The sequence below is a fragment of the Ruminococcus sp. J1101004sp1_RTP21198st1_B9_RTP21198_201120 genome (genome assembly GCF_040924245.1).
GTDB lineage: Bacteria > Bacillota > Clostridia > Lachnospirales > Lachnospiraceae > Blautia_A > Blautia_A faecis.
On record NZ_JBCOMI010000002.1, the window covers coordinates 124,539 to 139,227 of the forward strand.

Below are 14,689 nucleotides of genomic sequence, written 5' to 3' on the forward strand. Positions count from 1 at the left end.
CAGACTACCATACCTGCGGATTGTTTCACTGATTACATTGTACCAAGACGTTGTCCAGTCGACCAGTCCTAATCTGTAAAAGCTACTATTTTTTTGCACGAAAAGAGGCTGCAGGAATTCTATCCTACAGCCAATTTCGCTTTTTTGTTTATTTCACTTTTTTATTCAAACTCGCAAATAAAATCTTGTCACTATACACTTTTGTATAGGAATTATGGTTCTATCTGGTTTTATATGTGTTCCACTGTCCAAAGTTCCCAGACTGTACTGAACGGTGTTATCAATTTGTTATCACATCTCTGTTATCAATCAAAGATTCTCGTGATATCCTGATATCGGTTAACTACACGATAAATCTCTACATATTCGTTACCGACCTTGTAGATAATCACATAATCTTCCCATATCGCATATTTATAATCTGTCCGAAAGCTGACCCGTTTGGAGAGATCTGACCCCATTCCAGGAAACATCTGAAGGTTTTCAAATTTACCGTAAATTTCCTTTATGGTCTTTGCTGCATATTCTTCGTTATCTTCAGCAATATAATCCCGGATGTTTTTCAAATCCTTTGCAACAATCGGATTGATCCGCAGTTTTAACATCTTATTCCCCCACAAGTGCTTTCAGTTCATCCAGATCTAACCAACCTTCGCCATCTTTCACTGCTTCTTCAGCTTCCTGCAGCTTCAAGAGAAGCTTTTTCTCTGCACGGTCACGCTCATAATCTTCAATATCCATGACAACGAAACGTCCTCTGCCATTCTTAGTCAGATATACCGGTTCTCCTTTATGACAGTTTTTCAGGACTTCATTATAATTTCTCAAATCAGATACTGGTAAAATATTTGCCATATTCTTTCAGCTCCTTCCTTTGATTTAAATTGTTTCTGCTACTTCTATTATACACAAAAAGCTGTAAAATTCAACGTAAATTTTTACAGCTTAAAAGTGTTCTCATTCCGAATATTTTTATTATGGTAATATATCGCAGATTAACCAATTCACTTAAAATGTATCTACTTGCATTACTTAAACTGTTTTCCAATTAATCTATTATCGATATTTTCTATTTGAATCCATTGAGAAAAATAATCTTCTACACCTGTTGAATGATCAATCACAATAAGCGTCTTGCCTTTTTCTCTTATTCTATTTAAATAGTTTGCGACTGCATCAATTTCTATATTGCTTAAGCCTTTGAAGGGCTCGTCAACACCAATAACTTTTGCGGTTGATTTTGATGCTTTCATAATTTTTATTCGAATATTTTCTCCTCCAGACAATGTAGCAGTTGCTTGTCCAATCTGTAAATGACCTAACATAATTTCAGACGCAGTTATACACACTTTTGTAATCGACTTGTCGATATCCTCAAAAAAATCTATTGCCTCATCTAATGTCATCTTCCAAACATCAAAAATTGATTTGCCCTTAATTTTATATTTTTTAAGATTTTTGTTAAATCCTGTACCTTCACACTCTCTACATTCAACTCGCATACTCTGATGATAATCACCACCATATTCAATATATCCCGCCCCTAAACACACAGGACACATACCATCATTTCCAGTCAAGTTTGAAAAGAACTTCTTGTCCTTTTTGTGCTTCTTTGCGTACAATTCTGAGATTTTATTTGATAAATCTAACACAGTAGCCACACAAGAATTCTTATTTCCGAGAAGCGGTTTCTGATTTATATATAAATAACTATTGAAATACTGCGGGAAATATTCCCTTAACAAAGTAGATTTACCAACACCTGAATATCCAGTAATCAAATTCATACAATTTTCTGCTACTGCCAAATCAACCCCTTTATATTTATATATAGAACTATTTAACAATATTCTAATTTGTTTTTTTGCAACAACTGGAACGTATTTTTTTATATCTCGTTGTTTTTTTAAAAATGCATTGACGTCAACTAAATATCCACCTGCGTTACCGCCCTTTTCACCCAAAGCAATTATTTTATATATTAAGATCTTCCCCATTAAAGTAACAGACAAGAAAGCTCTGGACTATATCACGAATCCAGACAAGACTGATGAAAAACTGCTGGTTTCCAGTTTTGGCTGTTCCCCGGAAACTGCTGATCTCGAATTTTCCATGACTAGAGAAATGGCAAAAAAGAATGGAATGGACAAAGGTGATAACCTGGCATTTCATCTGATCCAGTCATTTAAACCTGGAGAAGTTGATGCCGAAACTGCCCATCGCTTAGGACAGCAATTTGCAGCCGAAGTACTGAAAGGAAAATATGAATACGTGATCAGTACCCATGTTGATAAAAAGCACATTCATAACCATATCATCTTCAACGCTGCAAGCTTTGTTGATCATCACAAGTATGTTTCCAATAAGCGGAGCTACCATAAACTCTGCAGAATCAGTAATCGTATCTGCCTGGAAAATGGACTTGCCACCAGTATGCCAACCGGAGAAAAAGGAAAAAGCTATAAAGAGAACATGGAATATCATCGTGGCACCAGTTGGAAAGCCAAGCTACGTGTTGCAGTTGATAAAGCAATCTGGACTTCCATCAACTATGAGGAATTTCTACAAAAAATGCAGTTAGCTGGATATGAAGTCCGGCAGGGAAAGCATCTTTCTTTCCGTGCACCGGAACAAAAAAATTTCACTTATATGAAATCTCTGGGAAGTTATTATACGGAAGAAAACGTCCGCATCCACTTAGCTAAAAATCGTAGCAAAGTGAAAACTCCAAAACATCTGTCCAGAGAAGCTCGCCTGTATATCAATATCTCCACGTATGTAACGACTGGCAATCGAGAAGGATTTGAACATTGGGCAAAACTCAATAATCTAAAAGAGGCAGCCCGCACCTTCAACTATCTTTCAGAAAATAACCTACTGAATTATGAGGATTTCAGGCAGCATGTTTCTGATGTTGATGCTTCTGTTAAAGCGGCTGATCAGAGAATAGCACACATCACCAGTGAGCTAAGCACGCAGAAAGTCATTCAGAAACACTGTGATTCTTACCGGCTCTGCCGTAAAGTGATAGAAGATTGCAAATCTGCAAAAAATCCAAAAGAATACCGTTCCAAGCATCTGGCAGAATACCAACTCCACGATTCACTAAAAAAAGAGCTTCAGGATCTCGGTGTTACTAAAATCCCTAGCTCTGAAAAAATCCAGAAGCGGATTGAAAATCTTGAATCTGAACAAGCTGCTACCGTCCGGGAAAAACAGAAATTACAGAAAAAGCAGAAAACACTGGATATCATTCAGCAAAATTTCTCTGTGCTGCTCGATGCTCCTGAAATCAATTCAGACTTACTTCCGGCAAAACGGGAACCTGTTTCTGTCACAAGAGATAAATAAGATTGCACTGACAACTCAATTATTCTCTTCCAAATCTTCCCAAGGTTTCAGACCCATTTCCTCCCAGGTGACACCATACGGTGCACCTCCGGAGGTATAACCGGCAATAACGAAAAATCTGTCATCTTGCAAGATTTCTTCTTTAGCCAGATTATCTCTTGTTTCTTGTTTCCGTCTTGCTCGCCTCTGCTGCTTCTTTTGTTTCGCAACAGCTGCTTTTTCTTCCGGCGTTTTCTTATGTTTTTTTGCCATAAGTGTTTCTATTATAATTCCATTCTGAATGTCTCTCAGGATACGTTCTTCATAACTCTTTTCACGCTTTTCAACAATTTTATAAAATTCTTCATATTCCGTTTTAGGAGCAAGCGATTGAACTGCCGTAAACAAACTTTTGCATATATCATTCATTTCAGTAGCATCCGGCATTCGCTGATTCTCAAGATAAAACTTCAAGTGCATTTTGTATGTTTTATCTGCTATTGCACTCTTCTGTTTTTGTTTTAAGTCTTTATAGCTTCTGTCGTTCCTCTGCATCTACAATTCCTCATCTGCCTTCTTTCTCCCGTGCCATCAAAAGCATTTTTTCAAAAGACTGAGCGAATCTTTCATCATCTTCCTCCGTCCGCTTCTTCGGTCCCTTGACATGACATTTACGGGAACTTCTTCTGGCTTTTTTACTCAGGTGACGTTCCATTAGCATCTGATCAATATTATCATCCGTGTACCATTTACCTGATTGATGAATAGCATAAGCACCTTTTCCCAATGCCATTGCAGCCACACCATAGTCCTGTGATACGACAATATCTCCTTTATGGCAGATACTAATCAGTTTATAATCTACTGCATCTGCTCCTGCACCGACAACAACAACTTTACTATAAGTCGATGACAGAACATGGTTTGTATCACACAACAACATTACCGGAACACTATTATCTTTTGCAATCTTTTCAATGATCGCAACCACTGGGCAGGCATCTGCATCAACAAATATTTGCATCTTTCTATTTCTCCTCTGAACCATTATAAGAATAAGCTCTGCTGTTCGTATTCTGCCTCTCGTTTTAGCTGAACCGGTACCTGATGCAGAATTTGCTCCATTTTCCTGTCATCGAACCAATCTTTCAGCTGTCCTTTTTCCAATATCAGCGGCATACGATCATGTACTTTTATCATAGATTCATTGGCTGCTGTAGTCATAATCACAAATCGTCGTTCATTCTCAAACCAATCACAGAAGCCAGCCATATACAATACTGGTGCATCATATCTGGAAAATGTATTTTTCTCTTTTAACCGATTCCATTCATAGAACCCACTTGCCGGTATCAAAATGCGGTGATAGAGGATTCCATTTCGAAAAGAAGGTTTATCCATAACAGATTCTGCTCTTGCATTTATAACCAGATTCTTTCCTTGTGACAATGGATATCCCCACTTGCAAACATCCAGTTTCAATCCATGTTCTGATTTTTCAATGATCGGTGCTACATTGGTTGGAAAGATATCTCCTGCAAAATGTTCCTGCCGGATCCGTTGGTCTATATCATGCACTACTTTTTCGATTTCATCTGCCATATCAGAATCAATATAATATCTACCACACATAATACTTCCTTCACTTATAGATTCTATTTCATCAAATATACATCATTTATTTCTAGGCACTTTAAACTCAGTTAATTTATAATTTTGAATCCACCCCATACATTCTTCACCATCTTCATTCTCCCAAATTATCTGTCGCCACTTTTTATATTTATCTATAATTCTAACAACTTTCCCTTCCTCAAGCTTTTCAATTACAATCGAATGGCAGTCATGCTTCAGTCGTACAATAGATTCTCTATTAACGATTCTATATTTAGTCGTATTTAGCTCCTTCGCATCATATCCCATTCCAACGATGTAATAATTATTGACTTGTTGTGTATAATTGTAATTATTTATCGTTGTTGCTGAAGAATTCGTAACTCCCAAAACAACTGATATAATCGTAATAATAAAGTTCAGCCATTCTCGTATTTCTTTAACATCTATCGTTCGTTTTTCTTCTATTGGCAAATTCTGCTTCTCTTTATTTATCGAAAGATTCGTTGCTCTTTCATATTCCGATGCAATAGTTTCTGACACCGTATCAATATCCCATTCTTCGGATTCTGAGAAAACTTGATCGGTAACTCTTCCCAATAAATTTATATGAGGCTTCTGGCATAATGGTGGAAGCCTAACACCATAAATTAACAACACCATATTGAAAAAACACTTGTGTCCTTTAATGTATTAACTGCGAAGAAAAACACAAAAGGAGTATTCACAAGTGGCTTCAGTTAATACATTATGCAAAAGTGTCCTTAATGTCAAGAACACAGTTATAAAAAATTGTAATCTTTACTCTGATAAGAATGGAGTTAAACATATTCGTATCCAAGCAAGACCTAATAAATGGCACGAGAACGACTGCCCATTCTGCCATAAATCATGCCCTGTTTATGATAAACATTCCAGTAGTATAATGCCGAGATATTACGAAGATAACTCGTAGAAAATGCAAAGTCCAGTCGCAAGTTTAGACACGATATTGCTCTTAACAGTCGTATAAAATCAACATTTGCAGGGATTTATCAAATTCCGACATACCGTCTTAGAAAATGAATAATCCCTCGCAATTCATTATGAACTACGAGGGACTGCTTACTGACTGTTAAAGCGGTAGCCGATCTCACGAACACTATCTATGGAAAAGTGAGAGTTTGTATCACAAAGTTTTTTACGAAGATTCCGAATGTGAAAGCCTACGGTATCCTTTTCATTGCCTGCTGATATTTCGCCCCACACCTTATCATAAATCTGCTCGTATGTAAGAACACGACCTTTATTGGCTGCGAGCAAGCAGAGTATATCGTACTCTTTGACGGTCAGTTCAATTTCCTGACCGTTATTGATAACTCTGCGCCGGCTCAAATTGATTTCTAAGCCGGAAAGGGATAATGTCGGCTCATATGAAATCTCTAATTTTTCAAAATCAGGGTGCTGTTTTACAAAAGCCAGCATATCGTCAAAGGCTGTTGAGTCTTGTGCTTTGAACTCCATTATTACGATTCGTCCGATATTATCACCCCCCTTGGTTAGTTTTTTTGTCTTGGACAACATAAGATTTATTGCGTGAGATAATACGATTCATCAATCGTTTTCAGAATAAAATTCACATCGTCATAACGAGAGGAATCGGACTGAGAGCCTAAACTGCATATCAAAAACTCTTTTCCGTGCTGCTGATAAAGCACAATCAAGTTATAGTCGTCAGACAGAGAGCCAGTCTTAATTCCGCATACATTTTCGTTGTAATATTCGGATGTCGGATCAAGGAAGGCGTTTGTATTCTGCCATATTTGTGTACTGCCATCAGGCAGTGTTGCCGTATAAGTGTTTTGAGATACAATTTCTCTAAACCACGAGTATTCCAACAACCGATATACTACTTCTTTCAAATCTAAAGTGGTGGTAAGTGCCTCCATATCAAAACCACTCGGATCATATAAAACTGTGTCTAAGTACCCCTGCTGTTGCAAATGCAGGTTTAAGTTCTCCATGAAAATCCTCACACGCTCTTGACAGCTTTCTGCTTGCGGCGAAAGTAATCCTCCACAATAATCAGCAACCACATAAGCTGCGTCATTCCCTGACGGTACTAACATTGCCGCAAATAGATTGTGTAAAAAGTATTCTTTTTCCTTGATTTGAGCAACAGACGAGCCAGGTTTCGTGAGTGAAATAGCACCATAGTCTGCAACAACGATACTATCAAGGTCTGCTAAAGTTGACGCATACTCAATAACAAACAGCTTGGCTAAACTTGCAGGAATTTGTGGCTCGTTCTCGTTTTTTGAAACAAATATTTCATCATCAGAACAATCCACCAAAATCAGCGATTTTGCATTATAAGAGTCAGGAAAATCTTCTTTGTAGAGAAAACCATTTATTTTATTCTTTACCTCTCTGAAATTTTCCGGCTGCATTGCCCACGGCACAAACATTATACCTATGCCGATACAAACTACAAGCAAAAACAAAAATACTCCAAATCGTTTTTTCTTACGGCGTTTTCTCTGCATATATGTGCTCACCTCCCAACACCAAAACTCCTATGTGCCATTTTTAATCGGCATAATTTGCCTGAATACACTCTGTAAATCCAGACGGATCTCCCAACTTAGCTTTATCAATATTATCACGAAGATATTTGCGTGTGGCGTCATCACAGCGATCTGTTCCCATATAAGGCATATCAAAGGCTTTTTCGAGTTCAGCTAAGGCTTTTGCCGCCCTTTCCGAATCCGTATTGTAAGTATCAAGCCATTCCTGCATCCAAGAATATTCCCAAAGGTTAGATGCTCTTGTATCGCCATATCCTATCTGAAAAGACGCTCCCGTATCTTCGCCTTCCAAAGCATCAGGCGGCGTAAAGCCCTCCGGCCAATTCAAACTCTCAATGGTCGTTAGGTATTCTTCTTCAATGGTAGCAAAGTCCGTGAAACCTCTTGTGTTTGTGTCGGAGTCCGAAGAAGTGGAGCAGCCTGCCAGCATAATCACCAGCAAAGAAATCATAACACACAATAACAGTCTGTACGGTCTTTCGGATTTTGAGATTGTTCGTTTCATTTTGTTTCCTCCTTGAATTGAGTTTTATTATCTAAGAGCCAATGCAGGCTCTAATTTTGCTGCTTTCAATGCTGGTAATAATCCGCCCAATAATGCTGTAAGCACAGACACAGCAACTGCAACAACAGCAACGCTGATTGGATAACTCGGTGTTCCCACCGGGGAATCCACAGGGAGCAACGCTCCAATACAATGCACCAAAATCAGCGAAATCAAAATAGCTGCAAGGCAAACGAATATTGATAAAATCAACTGTGAGCCTAAAACCAATGCCACAATATTTGTTCGTGAAGCACCTATCGCTCTGCGGATCAGCAACTCATGTGTGCGCTGTTCCAATGAAGATAGTCCGATATTGATCTGCCCTAATACGGAAACAAACAGCAACAAAAGCGAAGTAACCAAAAGCCCTAATTGCAGTATGGACAATACCGAATCATAGGTATCTCCAATATCACTCCGCCCAGCACTTTCCCAGTAACCGCCAATGGTATCAGTCAAAATGTCGCCAAGGGCAGAATGTATCTGTTCGATTGTCAGTCCTGTTGTGGGATGCCAATACACATTTGCATTTTGTACTTGCCACATTGCTGGTGCGAAATTGAGGATCGCCGCAGAATCCGCATAGATAGTCGGAAAATCCCTGCCATCGTTTACTACTCCGACAATATTGAATGGGGTTAACGAAAGTGTGCTTTTTACATTTCCTGCAGCATAGGGCGAATCATTAAAATAGTTTTTAGCTTCTTTGTTTATGACCACTTCAAGCGAGCCGCCCTCACTCGAAGGCTCTAACCATCTACCGGATGTCATTGGAAGATTATAGACTTGACTATATGCCTCCGTGGTGCAAACTAAATCAAAAGCCATCAGGTTTTGGTAAACATCATTCGGCGGTATTGGCGTTAAATCTTTCATTGGTGCAAATCGAATATCTTCTCCCATAGAAAAAGTAACAGCGGCTACATCATCAATGGCTTCAAATCTCTGGAATAATTGTTCCATTTTATTTCTATCGTGAAAATCGGATTCCGTTATCACGAATGAGTAAGTAGGTGACCAGCCATATACCTGTGCGTTTACGGAAATCAAATACTCCCGTCCAAGCGTACCAACTAATACCGATCCAAGCATTGCGATAATGCCTACAAGCATTGAAACACTTGTCAGAATACTTCTAAGTGGAGACAGACGAAGGTCTTTAAGTATCATTTTTAGCACAAGTTATCCTCCCTCCATCCATTTCAAAAATCGTATCACAGGTATCTGCAATATCAGGATCGTGCGTAACCAACAGCAGCATAATTCCATTTTCTTTTACGACGCTGTGCAACAGTTCCATAATCTGCGTTCCCGTCTTTTTATCCAACGCTCCCGTAGGCTCATCACATAAAATGGCTTCCGGAGATACTGCAAGCGCCCTTGCGATTGCAACTCTTTGTTGTTCACCGCCGGACAAATTGATTGGGTAATCATTTTCCTTGCTTTCTAAGCCGACACTTTTTAGCAAGCCTGTAATTATCTCGTGACGCTGTTTGGCGGTAAACGACTTTTTGGCATAGAGTAGGGGTAATTCGATATTTTCCCATACCCGCAAGTGCTTAATCAGAGAGTAGTTCTGAAATACAAATCCGATATTATTGGCTCGCAGTATAGACAGATCACGGTCTTTCAAAGCAGAAATAGATATACCATCATAAAGGTACTCGCCCTCATATTCCCGATTTAACAAGCCAATAATGGATATAAGGCTTGTTTTGCCTGAGCCGGACTTTCCGACAATGGCATAACTGCGCCCTCGTTGCAATTCCATATTAGCGTTGGTTACTGTTGTCAGCATATCGCCATTATTCAATTTGACGCTTGCTTTCAAATCCTTTATTTTGATTAAAGTCTTTTCGGAAATTCCTTTCATTTTATCAAATCCCCCTCGGATCAAGGTTTGGCGGAGTAGCAGAAACTACATCGCCCTCCTCTAAGCCGGACAGTATTTCTATATTGGCTCCGTCTGTCACACCCAATGTCACTTTTGTTTCCACTCTTTCTCCATTCGGAGTAATTACAGTAACCAATCCCGTCCCTTGTCTACCCGCTATTACCGACAGCGGCAATATAAGGACATCATTTCTCGTTGTCGCCGTTATGACTACCGTTGCACTTTGCCCCGATTTCACATCGACTGTTTGACTGATCAAGCATTGCAGAATGCCCTCTTGCGGCACGATTCCCGTAAACGCATTTTCATCTGCGGCAGGCGACACCACGGCAATCATATCGGTTGGTCCTACACCATCATATACTTGAAATTTTGCTTTCAACTCTGCATACTCCGGTAAGGTACTCAAAAAATTATCTGCCTCTACATTGAGGGCAAATCCTGTATAATGCACTATCGCTACGGGATAATTACTCGGTACGCTTTCATTGGATGGGGCAATAGAGGTAATTGTACCATCCACCGGAGATTTCAATTCTTTGCCGTTCACAGTTCCAATAATTTGCCCGGCAGTGATTTTTTCTTCTAATTCTACCGCTGTATTAAATATGCCATTTTCGGGTGAGAAAATAATAAACGGTACTGCCGGAACAATAGTCGTTTGCGTTGAAACGGTTGGAGTAATTGTCCCTCGTACAACTGATACCGTTTTTTCTGCGGATGTTGCGCTATCTGTAAGATTGTTTTCGTCTGTCTGCCCAATTGCAGAGCAGGCAGATAGCGTAAATACAAGAAACAAAATAGAACATAGCAGCATTTGTTTTCTTAGCAACTTCATCATTCCTCCTTATGCTGTATCACAAAAAATACGAGCCTCTATCTTGATACTTTTATTGTACCAAAACAGAAGCCCGTATTTTCTTGATTGCTCGTAAGATATTCCTCTTTTTTTCTATGCAAATTCTTACAATTTTCCTACGCCAACGGCAAAGTAATTGAAAACTTGTTTTGATCCTCTTGGCTCTCTGCAACGATTGTACCATTGTGTAGTTCAACAATCTGCTTTGCAATCGCCAAACCTAATCCAGCTCCTCCACTGCTTGTACTTCTCGCTGCGTCAAGCCGATAAAACTGCTCGAAAATCCTGTTTAACTTTTCTTCCGGCAGAGTATCGCCGTGGTTACAAAAAATAATGCTGACCGTATCTTCCTGACATTGTGCGCTGATCGCGATATCCGTATTTTCAAAACTGTAGATAACCGCATTTCTCAAAAGGTTATCAAAAACACGCTGAATTTTGTCTGCGTCACATCGAAGCATTATATCATCATCAACACAAAGATTACATTGCAAATTCTTTGATTTGAGCATAGGCTTAAATTCATATACAAGTTGCTCCAGCAGGCGAGTTAAATTGATTTTCGTGTATTGTAATGTAATATCGTATATATTGAATCGTGTTATCTCGAAAAACTCGTTAATCAGATCCTCTAACCGTTCTGCCTTACCAAGAGTGATTGAAAGGTACTTTTCTCGAAGTTCCTTTGAGATTTGCGACTCATCACGCAGTAAAGTAAGATACCCGATTACAGAAGAAAGCGGTGTTTTCAAATCGTGTGCAAGATACATAATCAGGTCATTTTTTCGCTGCTCATTTTCTTTTGCAAGCCTTGCATTACTTTCAGCCTCTTGTTTTAACTGATTGATGTTAGCGGCGATTTCACTCAACTCCGGGGACATTTCAATGTAACTGACATTCTGATCGAACATTTTTCCTGTCGCAGCCTGTACCTCGTACACATAGGCGACTACTTTTTTCAAAAGTAGGTATGTCATGTATATAATACAGCCACCCCACACGATTACAGCCACTATATAAAGATATACTGTTCTGTAATACAAGTAATAATACAAAACATACTTGCGGAGAATTTCCTCTGCCATAATTCCTAAAAGAAAAGTACCGCCAAAAATAAGCACAGAGCAAATCGCACATTGAATTACATACCCTTTGAACAAGGTAGAGAGCAGATAGTTTTTTTCTTTTTTATTCAATTTCATACCCTACCCCCCAAACAGTTTTAATGAACTTCGGATTTTTTGAAGGTTCATTCAATTTTTCCCGAAGCCGCCCAATGTGCGCCATTACCGTATTGTTACTGTTGCGAAGATACTTTTCTTTCCACACGGCTTCAAATAATTCCTCCGAGGCGACAACTTTACCCTGATGTTCGCACAGATACCACAGAATAGAAAACTCCAACGGAGTCAAGGCTATTTCTTTGCCATACAAGTAGCACTTGTGGCTGACTCTGTTTATCAGTAGACCTCTGATGTCATACTCGTCTTTTTCTTCGGATTGGCTCAAATTAGGACTGTTATAGCTCTGATAACGCCTTAATTGCGTCTTTACTCTTGCCACAACCTCTAAAGGATTAAACGGTTTCGTTATATAATCATCCGCACCAATCGTAAGCCCCATAATCTTGTCGCTATCCTCAATTTTGGCGGTAAGCATAATAATAGGGAAGTAAAACTTTTCCCGAATTTTTTGGCAAAGTCGAAAACCATCAATATCCGGCAGCATAATATCAAGTATCGCTAAATCAATCTGCGACTGTTTGATACATTTCATCGCCTCTAACCCATTATAACATTTATATACTGAATAACCATCGTTACTCAAATACACTTCAAGCAGATCAACGATTTCTTTTTCGTCATCCACAATTAAAATCTTCTTGTTCATTGATCCTACACCTCATTTTCGGGTACGGCTTCCATTATGTCGCCAAAATCACACTCTAAGTATTCGCATATATTCAACAGCACGGGAAGGGTAACATTTTCATTTTTTCCGAGTTTCGCAAATGTACTTTTGCTTGCCCCGACCGCTTCTCGTAATTGACTCTTTTTCATTCCCTTGTCAATCAGAAGTTTCCAAAGTTTGTTGTACCGTACTTTCATTTCCGCACCTCCACCCAAATATAGTTTGTATTATAGCACTTTGAGAGTGAAATCGCAATTATTAAGTCTGTATTTTGAGACTTTTAGTTTTCAAACCGGCACAATATCTTTCTGATATGTAATCCAACCGCCTGCAAAATGCAGGCGGCTTGTGTATTTTAATAGGCAGGTGCGCCGTAGCCAAGAATCTCGTAATAACCGATAGAATACTCATTGACTCGGCAACTGTCGCCGGAGTTGCCCTCGACCGTATAAACCTTGCCGTTTTCGACCTTTTGAACAATACCCGTATGGTCGGATAATCCATCCTGACCACTTTCGTCTGCCCAATCGAAGAAAATAATCATTCCGGGGGCAGGCTCGGCGCTGCCATCCAGCCATTGTCCACGATCCTTAAACCATTGTACTCCGTTGACACAGCCTGCATATTTTGGGATAACTCCAGCGTCGATATAGCCGCACTCGTTGGCACACCAAGATACAAAGCAAGCACACCATTCTACACGGGAGTTAAAACCGTACCACGACCAATACGGCTGACCGCCCACATTGCCAACCAGAGAGAGTGCAACGGTCACGATCTGTCCGTCGCCGCCTGTAATGCCGTAAAGCACCTGTGACCAAAGGTAATTGTTTTCATCTGCAAGCAGTTCAGCGAGGTAGCCTTTCTGTTCTTCGTTAAAACCATATTGCGCCGCCATTTCCTCGGCAGTCTTGTGGCTGACGGTAATATACAGATAGGTTTGTGTGACCGTGCTTTCAGTTTCCACGATATTACCGTGTCCGTCATCGGTTTCGGTAATAACTGTTTCGGTCTTGCTCTCTGTTCGGGAAGATATTTGATTCATCTCCCAAAAGATGTCTTTTAAGAGTTGCTTTTTGCCATCGTCCATTGTGGCAACCTCTTGGGGGTTATCTTGATCCGTATTCGTTTTTACAGAGTAAACGGCAAGCACCTCTTTCCAAACGGCTCTGCTGCCACTCATTTCAAGAACATCATAGGATACCGAGTTCTTTTCCTCTTGCAGCTTGGTATCGTATTCGGTATTGATTTCCTGCACAACGGTCTGCATACTCATTCCAGTGCCGGAATCTTCGTCTGAGAAGAAAATGCCAAATACTGAGCCGAGGATCATACCAATCAGGCAAATCACGATAATAACCAAAACCGCCACCCAGCCGCCTGCGGCGATAGCGGCAATCAAGGCTTTCGTTCCGGCAATAATCGCTTTAATGGCAAGTGCGGTCGCTTTGGCAATCGCCTTTACCGTAACCACGGCGGCTTTTGCCGCAGCCCTTGCCGCTTGTGCTGCTCTCTGTGCAGTTTTAACCGTAATGATTGAATCCACCTAAAAATCCTGGATTGCTATGCCCCCGCTTATGCCCCTTGTCATCATAATGGTTTAAACCGCCAAAGAATCCTGGTCGACTCTCACCTACTTTATGCCCGTTATTGTCATAATGATTCATACCACCAAAAAAGGAAGGCGAACTATGTCCGATTTTCTTTCCATTTGCATCATAGTCGTTCATACCACCAAAGAATCCTGGTCTGCTCTCGCCTACTTTTTTCCGTTTGCATCATAATGGTTTATGGATCCAAAGAATCCTGGTCTGCTATATCCTTTTTTACTCATAATGTCATCCTCCTGACTCTATTAGCCTCTTGTTTGATCTCAGAATAACACACTTTTCTCATTTGGAAGTCGCATAACAGGCGACATTCTTTTATCGCATTTACATTCATTATACCATTTATAATTCTTC

At 39.8% G+C, this 14,689-nt stretch carries 18 protein-coding genes and 1 pseudogene; 1 reads left to right on the forward strand and 18 read right to left on the reverse strand.

Features of this window, described 5'->3' with window-relative positions; genetic code table 11:
- Nucleotides 1-305: 305 nt before the first annotated feature.
- The 3 genes from AB5618_RS01785 to AB5618_RS01795 form a co-directional block, all read right to left on the reverse strand.
- A complete protein-coding gene (locus tag AB5618_RS01785; protein ID WP_019163197.1) occupies nt 306-605 on the reverse strand; it encodes a type II toxin-antitoxin system RelE/ParE family toxin in 300 nt (99 codons plus the stop codon).
- A gap of 1 nt (nt 606) precedes the next feature.
- Nucleotides 607-855, reverse strand: a complete 249-nt coding sequence (locus tag AB5618_RS01790) for a type II toxin-antitoxin system prevent-host-death family antitoxin (RefSeq protein ID WP_021905858.1) — start codon at nt 853-855, stop codon at nt 607-609.
- Nucleotides 856-1,028: 173 nt separating this feature from the next.
- Complete coding sequence (locus AB5618_RS01795; RefSeq protein ID WP_243880016.1) at nt 1,029-2,015, reverse strand: ATP-binding cassette domain-containing protein; 987 nt, start codon at nt 2,013-2,015, stop codon at nt 1,029-1,031.
- On the opposite strand from AB5618_RS01795, the gene AB5618_RS01800 reads away from it, so the two are divergent.
- Nucleotides 1,921-3,354, forward strand: coding sequence for a relaxase/mobilization nuclease domain-containing protein (locus AB5618_RS01800; RefSeq protein WP_368366441.1), 1,434 nt, complete (start codon nt 1,921-1,923; stop codon nt 3,352-3,354). The genes AB5618_RS01795 and AB5618_RS01800 overlap by 95 nt on opposite strands.
- Before the next feature lie 15 nt (nt 3,355-3,369).
- Here AB5618_RS01800 and AB5618_RS01805 read toward each other — a convergent pair whose 3' ends face one another.
- The 15 genes and pseudogenes from AB5618_RS01805 to AB5618_RS01875 form a co-directional block, all read right to left on the reverse strand.
- Complete coding sequence (locus AB5618_RS01805; protein ID WP_012744275.1) at nt 3,370-3,888, reverse strand: hypothetical protein; 519 nt, start codon at nt 3,886-3,888, stop codon at nt 3,370-3,372.
- 10 nt (nt 3,889-3,898) lie between these two features.
- Entirely contained in the window at nt 3,899-4,357 is a 459-nt protein-coding gene (locus AB5618_RS01810; protein ID WP_015514506.1) for a YaiI/YqxD family protein, read from the reverse strand.
- A 23-nt stretch (nt 4,358-4,380) separates the two neighbouring features.
- On the reverse strand, nt 4,381-4,965 hold the full coding sequence (locus tag AB5618_RS01815; RefSeq protein WP_012744277.1) for an SOS response-associated peptidase: 585 nt from the start codon (nt 4,963-4,965) through the stop codon (nt 4,381-4,383).
- A gap of 42 nt (nt 4,966-5,007) precedes the next feature.
- Nucleotides 5,008-5,610 carry a hypothetical protein gene (locus AB5618_RS01820; protein WP_012744278.1) on the reverse strand — a complete coding sequence of 201 codons (603 nt, stop codon included), beginning with the start codon at nt 5,608-5,610 and terminating at the stop codon, nt 5,008-5,010.
- 441 nt (nt 5,611-6,051) lie between these two features.
- Nucleotides 6,052-6,450 carry a winged helix-turn-helix domain-containing protein gene (locus AB5618_RS01825; RefSeq protein ID WP_015514508.1) on the reverse strand — a complete coding sequence of 133 codons (399 nt, stop codon included), beginning with the start codon at nt 6,448-6,450 and terminating at the stop codon, nt 6,052-6,054.
- Between the two features lie 65 nt (nt 6,451-6,515).
- Nucleotides 6,516-7,472: a D-alanyl-D-alanine carboxypeptidase family protein gene (locus tag AB5618_RS01830; protein WP_012744280.1), complete on the reverse strand. Its 957-nt coding sequence runs from the start codon at nt 7,470-7,472 to the stop codon at nt 6,516-6,518.
- Nucleotides 7,473-7,515: 43 nt separating this feature from the next.
- The gene (locus tag AB5618_RS01835; RefSeq protein ID WP_015514509.1) at nt 7,516-8,019 is read right to left on the reverse strand and encodes a hypothetical protein; all 504 of its coding nucleotides are present in this window, start codon (nt 8,017-8,019) and stop codon (nt 7,516-7,518) included.
- 27 nt (nt 8,020-8,046) lie between these two features.
- Nucleotides 8,047-9,231 (reverse strand): ABC transporter permease, encoded by a 1,185-nt coding sequence (locus AB5618_RS01840; RefSeq protein ID WP_012744282.1) that lies wholly within the window; start codon nt 9,229-9,231, stop codon nt 8,047-8,049.
- Nucleotides 9,221-9,934, reverse strand: a complete 714-nt coding sequence (locus tag AB5618_RS01845) for an ABC transporter ATP-binding protein (protein ID WP_004853372.1) — start codon at nt 9,932-9,934, stop codon at nt 9,221-9,223. The genes AB5618_RS01840 and AB5618_RS01845 overlap by 11 nt, the downstream gene beginning before the upstream one ends.
- 4 nt (nt 9,935-9,938) lie before the next feature.
- A complete protein-coding gene (locus AB5618_RS01850) occupies nt 9,939-10,796 on the reverse strand; it encodes a hypothetical protein (RefSeq protein ID WP_117449615.1) in 858 nt (285 codons plus the stop codon).
- 134 nt (nt 10,797-10,930) lie between these two features.
- Entirely contained in the window at nt 10,931-12,016 is a 1,086-nt protein-coding gene (locus AB5618_RS01855) for a HAMP domain-containing sensor histidine kinase (protein WP_148462135.1), read from the reverse strand.
- On the reverse strand, nt 12,003-12,704 hold the full coding sequence (gene vanR / locus AB5618_RS01860) for a VanR-ABDEGLN family response regulator transcription factor (RefSeq protein ID WP_004853366.1): 702 nt from the start codon (nt 12,702-12,704) through the stop codon (nt 12,003-12,005). Before vanR ends, AB5618_RS01855 begins: the two co-directional genes overlap by 14 nt.
- A 5-nt stretch (nt 12,705-12,709) precedes the next feature.
- Nucleotides 12,710-12,922 (reverse strand): helix-turn-helix transcriptional regulator, encoded by a 213-nt coding sequence (locus AB5618_RS01865; RefSeq protein WP_008703822.1) that lies wholly within the window; start codon nt 12,920-12,922, stop codon nt 12,710-12,712.
- Between the two features lie 158 nt (nt 12,923-13,080).
- Nucleotides 13,081-14,256: pseudogene (locus tag AB5618_RS01870) on the reverse strand (CHAP domain-containing protein); the annotation flags it as partial.
- Nucleotides 14,249-14,455, reverse strand: coding sequence for a hypothetical protein (locus AB5618_RS01875; protein WP_012744284.1), 207 nt, complete (start codon nt 14,453-14,455; stop codon nt 14,249-14,251). The pseudogene AB5618_RS01870 and the gene AB5618_RS01875, both read right to left, overlap by 8 nt.
- Between the last annotated feature and the right edge of the window lie 234 nt (nt 14,456-14,689).

What these genes read in the sequence shown, in the direction of transcription:
- AB5618_RS01785 (WP_019163197.1), bottom strand. Translation starts at nt 605, where the DNA reads ATGTTAAAACTGCGGATCAATCCGATTGTTGCAAAGGATTTGAAAAAC.
- AB5618_RS01790 (WP_021905858.1), bottom strand. Translation starts at nt 855, where the DNA reads ATGGCAAATATTTTACCAGTATCTGATTTGAGAAATTATAATGAAGTC.
- AB5618_RS01805 (WP_012744275.1), bottom strand. Translation starts at nt 3,888, where the DNA reads ATGCAGAGGAACGACAGAAGCTATAAAGACTTAAAACAAAAACAGAAG.
- AB5618_RS01810 (WP_015514506.1), bottom strand. Translation starts at nt 4,357, where the DNA reads ATGCAAATATTTGTTGATGCAGATGCCTGCCCAGTGGTTGCGATCATT.
- AB5618_RS01815 (WP_012744277.1), bottom strand. Translation starts at nt 4,965, where the DNA reads ATGTGTGGTAGATATTATATTGATTCTGATATGGCAGATGAAATCGAA.
- AB5618_RS01820 (WP_012744278.1), bottom strand. Translation starts at nt 5,610, where the DNA reads ATGGTGTTGTTAATTTATGGTGTTAGGCTTCCACCATTATGCCAGAAG.
- AB5618_RS01825 (WP_015514508.1), bottom strand. Translation starts at nt 6,450, where the DNA reads ATGGAGTTCAAAGCACAAGACTCAACAGCCTTTGACGATATGCTGGCT.
- AB5618_RS01830 (WP_012744280.1), bottom strand. Translation starts at nt 7,472, where the DNA reads ATGCAGAGAAAACGCCGTAAGAAAAAACGATTTGGAGTATTTTTGTTT.
- AB5618_RS01835 (WP_015514509.1), bottom strand. Translation starts at nt 8,019, where the DNA reads ATGAAACGAACAATCTCAAAATCCGAAAGACCGTACAGACTGTTATTG.
- AB5618_RS01840 (WP_012744282.1), bottom strand. Translation starts at nt 9,231, where the DNA reads ATGATACTTAAAGACCTTCGTCTGTCTCCACTTAGAAGTATTCTGACA.
- AB5618_RS01845 (WP_004853372.1), bottom strand. Translation starts at nt 9,934, where the DNA reads ATGAAAGGAATTTCCGAAAAGACTTTAATCAAAATAAAGGATTTGAAA.
- AB5618_RS01850 (WP_117449615.1), bottom strand. Translation starts at nt 10,796, where the DNA reads ATGATGAAGTTGCTAAGAAAACAAATGCTGCTATGTTCTATTTTGTTT.
- AB5618_RS01855 (WP_148462135.1), bottom strand. Translation starts at nt 12,016, where the DNA reads ATGAAATTGAATAAAAAAGAAAAAAACTATCTGCTCTCTACCTTGTTC.
- vanR (WP_004853366.1), bottom strand. Translation starts at nt 12,704, where the DNA reads ATGAACAAGAAGATTTTAATTGTGGATGACGAAAAAGAAATCGTTGAT.
- AB5618_RS01865 (WP_008703822.1), bottom strand. Translation starts at nt 12,922, where the DNA reads ATGAAAGTACGGTACAACAAACTTTGGAAACTTCTGATTGACAAGGGA.
- AB5618_RS01875 (WP_012744284.1), bottom strand. Translation starts at nt 14,455, where the DNA reads ATGAACGACTATGATGCAAATGGAAAGAAAATCGGACATAGTTCGCCT.